We start from the raw sequence: 12,041 nt of genomic DNA on the forward strand, positions 1-12,041 counted from the left end.
GATGGCGATCCTTTTATCCTTGTATCTTCAGTAACTTATTTCTTTGTAACGGGTGCTACTTTTGCCTGGTTGGTGGTAGTAGTCCTTTTAGTTTTATTGGAAGAATACCTTGCAGTGGTACCTTTTTTCCTGGAAGCGGCAGACTTCCGTGTGGCGGTATGCTTACGTGCGGCAGCAGTACCAGTAGTAGTCTTCTTTGCGTTCACATTCCGCGCCGGTACCTTGGCAGGAGCAGGGAATTTAGCCCTGTCGGCAACAGTTGCCTTATCATCCAGGGTCATTTGAACAGACTCTTTCAGGATCTCCTCTTTCTCATTCATGAACAGCTTCATTTTTTCCTTCGGTACACGCAGGTCGTAGCTGTTATCCGGACCCGCCATTGTTTTGGCAAAGTCGGGGTTCAGACGGTTCATTTCTGCCAGGCTGATATCCAATTTTTTGGCGATCGCTTCCAGGCGGTATTTACCGGAGATGTTGAACTCCACGGTATTGAACATATCATCTTCAGTCAGTTCGGCAGCCACTGCAGCGGCAGGAACCACCTTTTCGGCTTTAGCCACCATGCGGTTGTCTCCTTCACCTACACCGAAAAAGTTATTGAACCTGTCAAGGATATAACCGGTTGCGATGAATTTATAAACATGATTCCTGGATTCGGAAGGCAGGAAGTACTGCATTCCCCAGAAATCATCACGACCGCTGGCTTTCATTGCGCGTTGTACGCCACCGGCGCCACAATTATATGCGGCTACTACCAGCAGCCAGTCGCCAAACTGTTCATACAGCTGGTTCAGATACTGCGCTGCAGCCAGGGTAGATTTGTAGAAGTCCTTTCTTTCATCCAGCCTTTTGCCTACGCTCAGGCCAAAGAGACGGGCGGTGCCTGACATAAACTGCCAAACTCCCACTGCTCCTACCCTTGAACGGGCATTGGTATTAAAGCTGGATTCGATAACTGCGAGGTACTTCATTTCTGTGGGTATCCCATGTTCCCTGAACACTTTTTCGATCATCACGAAATAGGGTTCCCCTTTCTGTAACATCGCTTGCAGATGCTGGCTGTACCTGGTGGCATAGGTATTAACATATCCGGCTACCAGGTTATTATTGATCTGCTCATACACTTTAGGGGTGATGCTGGACGGCAGGCTTTGAGCTGCGCGTTTCACAGCAGCAGACGTGTTGGCTGTTAACGGTACTGCCATGGTGGTATCTTTCGGCAACTTCACCTTGTGCACCAAGATAGAAGTGTCCGGAGCTGCCTCCCCGGGAGCAAGCATCTCTTTAGATACCACATTGCCATCTGCCGCGTACGCACTCACTCCGCCTATCACTGGCAAAAGCAGTAGTAAAAAGATTTTCCTCATACACATTTTTATTTTAAACAATAGTGACCTGTTTTATGGTCAGCTGAAACTTTGCATAATTAATCCACTATGCTGGGCTTCACTGAATTCATTTGCATAACGTGATCTGCAATGTTCAACAAGTTCGCTTCGTCAAATTGCTTTGTGATGATCTGCACACCAAAGGGCATTCCGTTTGAATGCCGCCTTAAGGGCACCGATATGGCTGGCACACCTGCCAGATTTGCCAGTACCGTATAAATATCTGCCAGGTACATGGCTATAGGGTCTTCGGTTTTCTCCCCGATCTTAAAGGCTGTACAGGGAACTGTTGGCATTAGGATAGCGTCGTACTGGGACAGAATTTCCGATAATTTGTCCACAACCAGTCGCCTCACCTGCTGTGCTTTTGTATAATAAGCGTCGTAATATCCGGCACTTAGCACAAAGGTTCCCAGCAATATACGACGTTTTACTTCTTTTCCGAACCCTTCAGAACGACTTTTTTTGTAAAACTCCGTGAGATCCAGGTTTTTCTCAGCGGTTCTGTGACCAAATTTCACCCCGTCGTAACGCGACAGGTTGGAAGAGGCTTCTGCTGTTGTAAGTACATAATAGGCAGGCACCACATAATCTAAGTAGGCGAAATCGGCTGCTGTAACTGTATTTCCCGCTGTTTCCAATTCTTCAAAGAAGCCAGTGTAGGCCGCCCGCATCTCTGTATCAAGTCCCTCGTGATACAGCGCATCCTTTAAATACGCTATTTTGTAGGATTTATTGTGCGCAGGACTCAACTGATAATCAGGTACTTCCTGTTGGGCCACTGTGCTGTCGAACTCATCCGGTCCGGCGATGACTTGTAGCACTGCCGCCACATCCGCAATATTCCTGCCAAAAATCCCGATCTGGTCAAAGGAAGAGGCATAGGCGATCAGCCCATACCTTGAAATACGGCCATAAGTAGGTTTCAGGCCTACAATACCGCAAAAATCCGCCGGTTGCCTTACGGAACCGCCGGTATCGCTGCCAAGACTTACATGGCAAAGCCCCGCCTGCACGGCTACTGCTGATCCGCCGGAAGAACCGCCTGGTACGCGGGTGGTATCCAGGGCATTAAGTACGGGCCCGAAGGCGGAGTTCTCATTGGTGGAGCCCATAGCGAACTCGTCGCAGTTCAGGCTGCCTATAATAATAGCATCCGCTGCCAGCAGTCTTTCAATTGCCGTAGCGGAATATAAAGAGGTAAAGCCTTCCAGGATACGGGAGGCTGCACTTACCTTATGATCTTTGTAACAAATGACATCCTTATTGCCTACTATCACACCGGCCAGCGGCCCAAGAGTTTCACCTCTGCTGATACGGGCATCCAGCTCACGGGCCTTTTCAAGGGCTTCCGTCTCGTATACTTCCAGGAAGGCATTAAGATGCCTGGCCCCGGCGATACGTTCCAGGTAATAACGCACCATCTCCGTACAGGTGGTGCTGCCGGCGTATAAGGCTTCATGAAAAGACGATATACTGCTGAATCCAGACAATGCCAAACCAGTTAATTCTTAAATGTTAAATTGTTATATGGTTAAATTGCGCTATAGGTTGATACTATCTCAACAATTTAACATAAAGCCCCTTAACAATTCCAAAAATGAGAGTAGGATCGGGTGTTATTTCTTTGCGTCGGTAGTGGAAGGTTGTTCTTTCATGCCCTCTTCGATCTCCTGACGTACGTTGTTCTTAGCATCATTGAATTCGCGGATGCCTTTACCCAGGCCGCGCATTAATTCGGGAATTTTTCTACCACCAAACAGTAACAATACAACCAATGCTATTAAGAGTAATTCAGTCATACCAAGATCCTGGAATAATAAGAGAGGTGATTTTACAAAAACAGCAGTCATTTTCTCAGTTTTTAAAAGTTCAGCTAACAAAGATAGTTGATAAAATCGGTTTTTTTGCTGTCCTGCTACGAGTTTAAGTAGATTTTAACCCCTTCGCTGAATAGCAAAAGAAAAACGGGAACCGCTAAAAACGGCTCCCGTTCTCACTAATTTCCCTGTATTTTTATACTAAACCCTTTTTTCCTTGATACGGGCTGCTTTACCAGCGCGTTCACGCAGGTAGAACAGTCTTGCCCTTCTTACTTTACCCACCTTGTTCAATACAATTGAATCAATATTGGGAGAATATAAGGGGAATACCCTTTCAACACCTACACCGTCAGAGATCTTTCTCACAGTGAAAGAAGCCGTAAAACCAGTGCCCTGCATCTTCAGCACATCGCCCTTAAAGGACTGTATCCTTTCCTTGTTACCTTCAACGATCTTATAGTTAACGGTAACATTGTCACCGGCTTTAAATTTCGGATACTGTTTTTTTGCAGTCAGTTGCTCGTGAACAAACGAAATAGCGTTCATCTTTCAATTATTTATGGGACGGCAAAGGTAAGAACAGAAACTGCAAATTCCAAATACCAACTGGCAAATTCCAAAGAAATAATGCTTTAAATTTTGCCCTTAACTCCATAACTCACTATTTATTAACAAAATACAATCATCCAAGCGTGCAAAATTTGGTGTTTGGTAATTGGATTTTGGATTTTCATTTCAAAAGATCGGGTCTGCGTTGCCTTGTACGCTCTACCGCCTTATCATGCCGCCACTCCCCAATCTTCCGGTGGTCGCCGCTAAGCAGCACATCGGGTACTTTCCAGCCGCGAAATTCCTCCGGACGGGTGTATACCGGGGGCGCCAGCAAATTGTCCTGGAAGGAGTCAAAAAGAGCGGAAGTCTCATCGTTCAGCACCCCGGGGATCAGGCGGCCAATGGCGTCTACGAGGACAGCGGCCGCCAGCTCTCCGCCAGACAGCACATAATCGCCGATAGAGATCTCGCGGGTAACAAAATGCTCACGGATCCGCTCGTCTATCCCCTTATAGTGGCCGCATAGCAGCAGGAGGTTCCCTTTGAGGGACAGCTGGTTGGCAATTGGCTGGTTCAGCGTTTCGCCATCCGGCGTAAGGTAGATGATCTCATCGTAACTGCGTTCTGACTGCAGGTGCTCTATGGCCTTTACCACCGGCTCCAGCATCATTACCATGCCTGCTCCTCCCCCAAACTGGTAGTCATCCACCTGTTTGTGCTTCAGATCGGAAAAGTCGCGCAGGTTATGCACCTGTACGTCCAGCAGTCCCTTGGCCTGTGCCCGCTTCAATATAGAGTGGGAAAAGGGGCTTTCCAGCAGGCCGGGCTGTACGGAAATGATGTCTATGCGCATTGGTTAAACATTCAAACGTTCCTATAGATAAATGTCCAGTAATCCTTCGGGAAGCTGCAGGTATACTACCTGTTTTTTCTTGTCCACCTTCACCAGTGACTGCTCATTGAGGGGCAAGAGGGCTTCTTTACCATGAATGGTGACCTTGGCTAATACCTGTAAGGGCATTTCAATCACTTCTTCGATCAGGCCCAGCTCACCGTGCTGCCCGTCATGCACGGTAAACCCCAGCAGAGATAGCGGCGCCGAGGAGGCTGCCTGCTGCTTGAAATCTGTCTCCTGGAGGTATACGGGCAGCTGCACCAGCTTTTGTGCGGCCTCCCTGCTGTCAATCCCTTCCAGCTTCACGTAAACGTGCTCATGATCTTTAGGGCTGGCTTTCTGCAGGAAGTAGGGAATGAAACTGTTTTTGCGCTCTTCTACAAAAAGCGCTTCCACTCCTTTGAGGGCACTCCTTTTACCCAGGCTGTGCCGGAGGATCAGCTCGCCCTGCAGGCCAAATGTGGCCGCCAGTTTACCTATGCTGAAATAGTTATTCATTTTCTGTAAGCTGTTAGCTATTGGCAGACAGCCTTTAGCTAAAAAAGAAGGGAAATATTTGCGGACAAATATTTCCCTTCTGTGAAAGTATCATTAGCAAAACTGCTTATGCTTCGGCATTACCGCCTTCAGCAGGAGCGTCCTCTACTCTTTTCACTACCGGTGTTGCAACGCGTGCCTTTTTGTGGCTATCGCGGCGTGCAGCAACCTTTTGCTCGTGTTCTGCCTGCCATTGCTCAAATTTCTTGTAAGCAGTTGGTTCATCAAACAGACCTAACTTAACCCCTCTCAACAGGTGCTTCAGGTAAAGCACGCCCTTGAAAGAAAGGATCCTCCTGACAGTATCAGTAGGCTGAGCGCCTTTCTGCAACCAGCGCAGTGCCTTTTCAGTATCAATATTGATTGACGCCGGAACAGTCAGCGGGTTGTAAGTACCGATTTTCTGGATGAATTTACCATCTCTGGGTGCGCGCGCATCGGCTACTACAATAAAATAGAAAGGTCTTTTTTTCGCGCCATGACGTTGTAATCTGATCTTTACTGGCATAAATAAATCGAGTTATTTTTTTGCGAGTTTAAAAATATTATGGGGGGCAAATTTAACGCTTAAATTCAGAATCTCAAAATAAATATCAACAATTGATGCTAAAACGCTGAAAGCCTAGTGTTAAACACCCGGAGCATTGCGTTGTTTTGCGTTGAATTTTACTGAGATCAGCGGCCCAGTGCTTTCAGTCCTTTTCCTCCCGCCCCCATCTTATTCATCATCTTCATCATCTGCCGCATCTGGTCAAACTGTTTCATGAACTGGTTCACGTCCTGTATATCTTTACCGGCGCCTTTGGCAATGCGTTTGCGGCGGCTGCCGTCTATAAGGTCAGGGTTGGCGCGCTCCTGGGGTGTCATAGAGCCGATCATGGCTTCGATCCCCTTGAAGGCGTCATCGCTGATGTCAATATCCTTAATGGCTTTACCCACGCCGGGGATCATGCCCATCAGGTCTTTCAGGTTACCCATTTTCTTGATCTGCTGCAGCTGTTCGCGGAAGTCCTCAAAATCGAACTGGTTCTGGCGGATCTTCTTCTCCAGCTTTTTGGCCTGTTCTTCGTTGAACTGCGCCTGGGCCCTTTCAACCAGGGTGGTGATATCACCCATCCCCAGGATACGCTGGGCCATACGCTCGGGATAGAATACGTCGAGCGTATCCAGCTTTTCGCCCATGCTCACGAACTTGATGGGCTTCTCTACGGTGTACTTAATGGTTAAGGCGGCACCACCGCGGGTATCGCCATCCAGTTTGGTAAGTACCACGCCGCTGAAGTCCAGCCGGTCGTTAAATGCCTTGGCGGTGTTCACCGCATCCTGGCCAGTCATGGAGTCTACCACAAAGAGGATCTCCTGGGGCTGTACGGCCTGGCGGATATTGGCTACCTCCGTCATCATCGCTTCGTCTACCGCCAGGCGGCCGGCCGTATCGATGATGATCACATTATTCCCGTTCTGTTTAGCTTCCCGTACGGCATTTTCTGCAATCTGTACGGCATTTTTATTTTCCGGTTCACTATATACGGGCACCTCTATCTGGCCGCCCAGTACTTTCAGCTGGTCTATTGCCGCGGGGCGGTAAATATCCGCTGCCACCAGCAGGGGTTTCTTTCCTTTCTTGGTTTTGAGGAAGTGAGCCAGTTTACCGGAGAAGGTGGTTTTACCGGACCCCTGCAAACCTGCTATCAGGATGATGGTGGGATTGGCTTTCAGCTCCAGCTCTGCGGCGGTGCCGCCCATCAGCTCTGCCAGTTCATCCTTCACGATCTTTACCATCAGCTGGCCGGGAGAAATGGCGGTGATCACCTTTTCGCCCATGGCCTTTTCCTTTACCTTATCTGTAAATTCCTTGGCAATTTTATAGTTCACATCGGCATCCACCAGTGCGCGGCGGATCTCCTTCACGGTACTGGCTACATTGATGTCCGAGATGCGGCCTTCACCTTTCAGCTGTTTGAACGCGGATTCAAGCCTTTCTGATAATGATTCAAACATTTATCGTGTGTATTTAAAATCAAAGTTACGCTATCAGCAAAAAAAATGGTGAATATGCATGATATTCACCATTTGCGTATGCAAAATTATGTTATTGACGGCTGATTACAAAAGCTAAAAACAAGCGTTGAGGCTAAAACCATTTAGCATAATCAGCTGCCTAAATAGTTGCGCAGCAGTTTACTACGGGAGGTGGTACGCAGCTTGGTAATGGCTTTATCCTTGATCTGGCGTACACGCTCGCGGGTAAGACCGAACTTCTCTCCTATATCTTCCAGCGACATGGGATGTTCCACGGCAATACCGAAGTAGAGCATGATCACATCTTTCTGGCGGTCTGTAAGGGTGGAAAGTGAACGTTCTATTTCCCGGCGCAGTGAATCATGATGATCCAGCTCTTCGTCGGCGCTTACTGCGTTGGGATTTTCCAGTACGTCCAGCAGGGAGTTATCTTCTCCGTCTATAAAAGGAGCGTCCATGGAAACGTGGCGGGCCGCAACCCCAAGGGTGGCCTCTACCTCTTCTGTATTGATCTCCAGGATGGTGGCCAGTTCATCGGGGGAAGGTTCCCGCTCAAATTCCTGCTCCAGCTGGGAGTATGCTTTGCTGATCTTGTTGCTCAGCCCCACTTTGTTAAGGGGCAGGCGCACTATACGTGACTGTTCTGCCAAGGCCTGGAGGATAGACTGACGTATCCACCAAACTGCATAGGAAATAAATTTGAAACCGCGGGTTTCATCAAAACGCTGGGCGGCTTTTATAAGGCCCAGGTTACCTTCATTAATGAGATCACTGAGCGACAGGCCCTGATTCTGGTACTGTTTAGCCACGGACACCACAAAGCGCAAATTCGCTTTAGTCAGCTTTTCCAGTGCGCGCTGATCACCCTGTTTAATACGGATGGCCAGGTTCACCTCTTCCTCAGGCGTAATCAGATCTACCTTTCCAATTTCCTGCAAATACTTCTCCAGGGATTGTGACTCCCTGTTAGTAATCGACTTAGTGATCTTGAGTTGGCGCATTGACATAGAGTCGGAACAGTTACAGGTGATTTAATAAAATGTTAATTTTTGACGAATGCCAGACAAAAATAACTTTTTTTAGACACCACCCAAAAAAAATGTTTACTTGTTAAACCGTTTTTAAGCAAAATCGATTGATCGTTTGTAAGAAGCCCGAGTAAAGATTTGCCGGGTTTTTCATTAAAAAAAAGTGTCTAATTGACTCTTTATCAACACGGATATATCGAAAGTATTTTTAATAACATTAATTTTTATAAACTATCAAATAAATACATTAAATGATTAAAAAAAAACAGTAAATTATTTTGACAGAATAAATATTTTTCTATAATTGCAGCCGGATGATATTGATTTACTAATTACTTGAGCGATGTCTAAGAAAGTGCAATATGAGTTGGAATACCCGGTACGGTGCTCACCAAGTATCTTATACGAATTCCTTTCCACTCCCGCCGGCCTGCAGGAATGGTTTGCTGATAAAGTAGATTTCAGGGATAATGTTTTCTCCTTTTCCTGGAATGGCAATACAGAAGAAGCCGAAGTGCTGGAACAGGAGGAAGAAGAGTTTATCCGGCTACGCTGGCTGAACGCCCCAAACGGAGAGTTTTTCGAATTCCGCATACAGATCTCAGAAGTTACCAATGAAACCATACTGGTAGTAAAGGATTTCGCAGAAAAGAAAGAAATAGCAGACCAGAGCCAACTTTGGAATTATCAGGTTAAAGACCTCTTTCACCGTATCGGCAACTAACTACTCGTCAAAGATTTAATAATTGCTTCTTTAATGAAGAACAGTGTACTATTTAACAGTAGCATTGTGCTGTATCTTTCCTGTTCTATCCCGGCATTCCACCTTTTCTTGTATTAACCTGGTGTTACGTACCTGCCACCCCTACTAAAAGCGCATACCACCTTCGGCAAAAGCGTACAAGCGCCTGCTAAAAGCGTGTGCAGCTGCTGACTGGGTTTAACCGTTCAGAATAGTCAACAGGGTAGTATAACAAGTAGTAGCCTCTGGCACCAGCTGCTCCCACAGCTCCAGCGGAAAAGGACGGGCCAGTTTTAAGAACGGGTGTTCCTGCACCCAGCCACCCCACTCCTGCGGCGTAAATGCGCTAACCGCCCTGTAGTTGCCATTTTCAAAATCGTGCTCCCAGGGATCATCCTTCGTATATACACTAAGTCCTGCTGCCGACAGCTGCGCATGGCCCTGTATCAGCGCCGCTGCATGCTGCTCCTTGATGCTCCCGGCCAGGTGCAGGGTACAACTGAAGTAATGGCCCCACCAGAACATGGTACGAAAAGCGAATATATCCTCCCGGCCAAAGCACCGCGGGTAATCCAGCATCACCCAGGGCAGTTCCTTATAACGCTCTCCCTTTGATATTTTGGCGCCCCGCTGCAGGCAGCCTTGCGGGAATGCAAAAGTGCAAGTCAGCTCATGCACCTGTAATTGTAGCTGCAATGCGCCCAGCAGCTCCATCACCTTTTCTATCACGCTGTTCTTGCGGTATATCCAGCCGGCGTCAAAAGCCAGCTGTTTTTCTTCGGGTGTAAGTAAAAAATTTTTCATATAATTAACGCTGCCATAACGGCTGCTGTTACTGCTACTACAGGAAATCGTAGTAACTTCGCGGGCAGCATGCGCTAAAATCGTAAATAATAATATTAGGTAGTGAAAAAACTCGATAAGCTCATCGTTAAGACATTCCTGGGGCCATTTGTGGCTACTTTTTTCGTTACCTGGTTCGTATTGCTCATGCAGTTCCTCTGGAAGTATATAGATGACCTGGTGGGCAAGGGACTGGATCTTCCCGTGATACTGGAGCTTATCTCTTATACCAGCGCCAGCCTGATTACCCTGGCCCTGCCCCTGGCGGTGCTGCTGTCTTCCATCATGACCTTTGGTAACCTGGGCGAAAGCTTTGAGCTGGTGGCATTAAAATCATCCGGTATATCCCTGCTGCGTTTTATCCGCCCCCTGTTGTTTGTCTGCATCGGTATTGCCATACTGGCCTTTCTCTTTGCCAACTATGTAATACCGGTGGCCAACCTGCGCGCCAAATCCCTGTTATACGATATTACCAACTCCAAACCTGCCTTCAATATCAAAGCGGGTGTATTCTACAGCGATATTCCCGGCTACACCATCAAGGTAGCCCGTAAAGAAAAAGATAATCGTACCATCCACCAGGTAATGATCTTTGATAAATCAGCCGGTGGCGGCGGTACCGGCGCCGATAAACTGATCCTCGCAGAGAAGGGCACCATGGAACTGTCTGACAACAAGCGTTTCCTGATCTTCGTGCTGCAGGACGGATGGCGTTATGAAGAGCGCAACCTGCGCGGCTCCACTGTACCGGGAGAGCTGATCCGCATGGGCTTCAAAGAGTACCGGAAAGCGTTTGACCTCAGCTCGTTCACCTTCAGCCGCCTGGATGTGGGCCTGTTTGCGTCCAACCAGCAAATGCTCAATATACGGCAGCTGGATAAGGCCATTGACTCGCTTAAAAAGGAGGAAAAGCTGTTCAGTCGTACCGTGAACGCCTATATCACTTCCCGTTATGCCTTCTATAAATGGAAAGATACCGGCTGGTTGGCGCAGGCACCTCCCTTACAGGTAAAGGAATTTACAGACATTGTTCCTGAAAAGAACCTGAAATATGTGCTGGAACGTACGGAGCAAACCCTGCGCGAAGCGCAGAGCAACCTGGATGGCACCGCAAAAGAGTTTGAGGATAAACACTCCGTGATGATCCTGCATAAGGTAGAATGGCAGCGTAAATTCACCCTGGCGTTTTCCTGCATCGTAATGTTTTTGATAGGGGCGCCGCTGGGTTCTATCATCCGCAAAGGCGGCCTCGGAACACCACTTGTCTTTGCAGTAGTTTTTTTTGTTATATTTAACATCTGTTTCATGGTGGGAGAAAAAATGGCCCGTAAAGACGTGCTGACCACCTGGAGCGGGATGTGGCTTTCCAATATTGTATTGATGCCGATTGCAGCATTCCTGATCTATAAGGCCATGAATGATTCGCAATTATTCAATAAAGAGTTTTATTTCAGGATCTACCAGATCACCAGGAAGTTCTTACAAAAGATTAAGAAAAAGCAACCTACAACTTAAAGCGTTCTATGAAAACGTTCGTTACACTGTTTAGAAAGAACACCTACTTCTTTCTAACGCTGGTCCTTTGGGTACTGGCAGGGGGAGTTATGCAGAGCATTTTCACCCCGGAAGAATTATTTATCGGCATTAACCGCATGCATCATCCCCTTACAGATGTGCTGATGACGGGCATTACCTACCTGGGAGACGGCATTAGCTTTGCCGTGGTGCTGGTTTGCATGCTGGTTACCCGCAAGTTCAAACCATTCCTGATAGGCCTTACGTCTGTATTACTAATGACCCTGGTAGTACAAACTGTTAAACACATGGCAGATGCGCCGCGGCCTATGCTCTATTTCCAGGAGGCAGCCTTTGTACATACCGTAAAATGGGTTTCCGTACATTATCACAACAGCTGGCCCTCCGGCCATTCAGCCTGTGCCTTTGCCCTTTTCAGCTATCTTTCGCTTATTGACAATAATAAAAGACGGGGACTTCTGCTTATCGGACTGGCCCTGGTAGCGGCTTACTCCCGCATTTACCTTGCACAACATTTCTTTGCAGATATCTATATCGGCAGCATCATTGGTGCGCTGGCAAGTTTTGTGGTATACGGTTTGTTCGAATTCCGGAACCTCACCAGAACACCGGTGCTTTGTCCGCATGCGGAAGCCGCCCTGCTGGCGGAAGCCAAACTGGGATAACTCCCGCGCT

13 protein-coding genes are annotated in these 12,041 nt (G+C 47.6%); 3 read left to right on the plus strand and 10 right to left on the minus strand.

The genetic code is table 11. The features are described 5' to 3' along the window. Window positions 1-35: 35 nt before the first annotated feature. The 9 genes from Q0577_RS23505 to Q0577_RS23545 all read right to left on the minus strand — a co-directional run bounded on the left by Q0577_RS23505 (window position 36) and on the right by Q0577_RS23545 (window position 8,224). Window positions 36-1,367, minus strand: coding sequence for a lytic transglycosylase domain-containing protein (locus tag Q0577_RS23505; RefSeq protein WP_298740674.1), 1,332 nt, complete (start codon window positions 1,365-1,367; stop codon window positions 36-38). Between the two features lie 59 nt (window positions 1,368-1,426). Next, window positions 1,427-2,881, minus strand: a complete 1,455-nt coding sequence (gatA, locus tag Q0577_RS23510) for an Asp-tRNA(Asn)/Glu-tRNA(Gln) amidotransferase subunit GatA (protein ID WP_298740676.1) — start codon at window positions 2,879-2,881, stop codon at window positions 1,427-1,429. Between the two features lie 126 nt (window positions 2,882-3,007). After that, window positions 3,008-3,190, minus strand: a complete 183-nt coding sequence (tatA, locus tag Q0577_RS23515) for a twin-arginine translocase TatA/TatE family subunit (RefSeq protein WP_298740677.1) — start codon at window positions 3,188-3,190, stop codon at window positions 3,008-3,010. Between the two features lie 219 nt (window positions 3,191-3,409). After that, window positions 3,410-3,757, minus strand: coding sequence for a 50S ribosomal protein L19 (rplS, locus tag Q0577_RS23520; protein ID WP_298740679.1), 348 nt, complete (start codon window positions 3,755-3,757; stop codon window positions 3,410-3,412). A gap of 184 nt (window positions 3,758-3,941) precedes the next feature. After that, complete coding sequence (trmD, locus tag Q0577_RS23525; protein WP_298740681.1) at window positions 3,942-4,616, minus strand: tRNA (guanosine(37)-N1)-methyltransferase TrmD; 675 nt, start codon at window positions 4,614-4,616, stop codon at window positions 3,942-3,944. A gap of 21 nt (window positions 4,617-4,637) precedes the next feature. Beyond that, entirely contained in the window at window positions 4,638-5,156 is a 519-nt protein-coding gene (rimM, locus tag Q0577_RS23530) for a ribosome maturation factor RimM (RefSeq protein ID WP_298740683.1), read from the minus strand. A 106-nt stretch (window positions 5,157-5,262) separates the two neighbouring features. Then, window positions 5,263-5,703 (minus strand): 30S ribosomal protein S16, encoded by a 441-nt coding sequence (rpsP, locus tag Q0577_RS23535; protein ID WP_298740684.1) that lies wholly within the window; start codon window positions 5,701-5,703, stop codon window positions 5,263-5,265. A 167-nt stretch (window positions 5,704-5,870) separates the two neighbouring features. Then, window positions 5,871-7,196: a signal recognition particle protein gene (ffh, locus tag Q0577_RS23540; RefSeq protein ID WP_298740686.1), complete on the minus strand. Its 1,326-nt coding sequence runs from the start codon at window positions 7,194-7,196 to the stop codon at window positions 5,871-5,873. 152 nt (window positions 7,197-7,348) lie between these two features. Next, window positions 7,349-8,224, minus strand: a complete 876-nt coding sequence (locus Q0577_RS23545) for an RNA polymerase sigma factor RpoD/SigA (RefSeq protein WP_213086907.1) — start codon at window positions 8,222-8,224, stop codon at window positions 7,349-7,351. A gap of 364 nt (window positions 8,225-8,588) precedes the next feature. Here Q0577_RS23545 and Q0577_RS23550 point away from each other — a divergent pair, with 364 nt between their 5' ends. After that, entirely contained in the window at window positions 8,589-8,969 is a 381-nt protein-coding gene (locus tag Q0577_RS23550) for an START-like domain-containing protein (protein WP_298740688.1), read from the plus strand. A 216-nt stretch (window positions 8,970-9,185) separates the two neighbouring features. On the opposite strand, the gene Q0577_RS23555 is transcribed toward Q0577_RS23550, so the two are convergent. Further along, on the minus strand, window positions 9,186-9,791 hold the full coding sequence (locus Q0577_RS23555) for a hypothetical protein (protein ID WP_298740690.1): 606 nt from the start codon (window positions 9,789-9,791) through the stop codon (window positions 9,186-9,188). Between the two features lie 102 nt (window positions 9,792-9,893). Between Q0577_RS23555 and Q0577_RS23560 the strand changes: the two genes are divergently transcribed. Then, window positions 9,894-11,345, plus strand: coding sequence for an LptF/LptG family permease (locus Q0577_RS23560; protein ID WP_298740692.1), 1,452 nt, complete (start codon window positions 9,894-9,896; stop codon window positions 11,343-11,345). Window positions 11,346-11,353: 8 nt separating this feature from the next. Continuing rightward, window positions 11,354-12,031, plus strand: coding sequence for a phosphatase PAP2 family protein (locus tag Q0577_RS23565; RefSeq protein ID WP_298740694.1), 678 nt, complete (start codon window positions 11,354-11,356; stop codon window positions 12,029-12,031). Window positions 12,032-12,041: the final 10 nt, after the last annotated feature.

Origin of the sequence: uncultured Chitinophaga sp., from assembly GCF_937898475.1 — a bacterium.
Taxonomy (GTDB): Bacteria; Bacteroidota; Bacteroidia; order Chitinophagales; family Chitinophagaceae; genus Chitinophaga.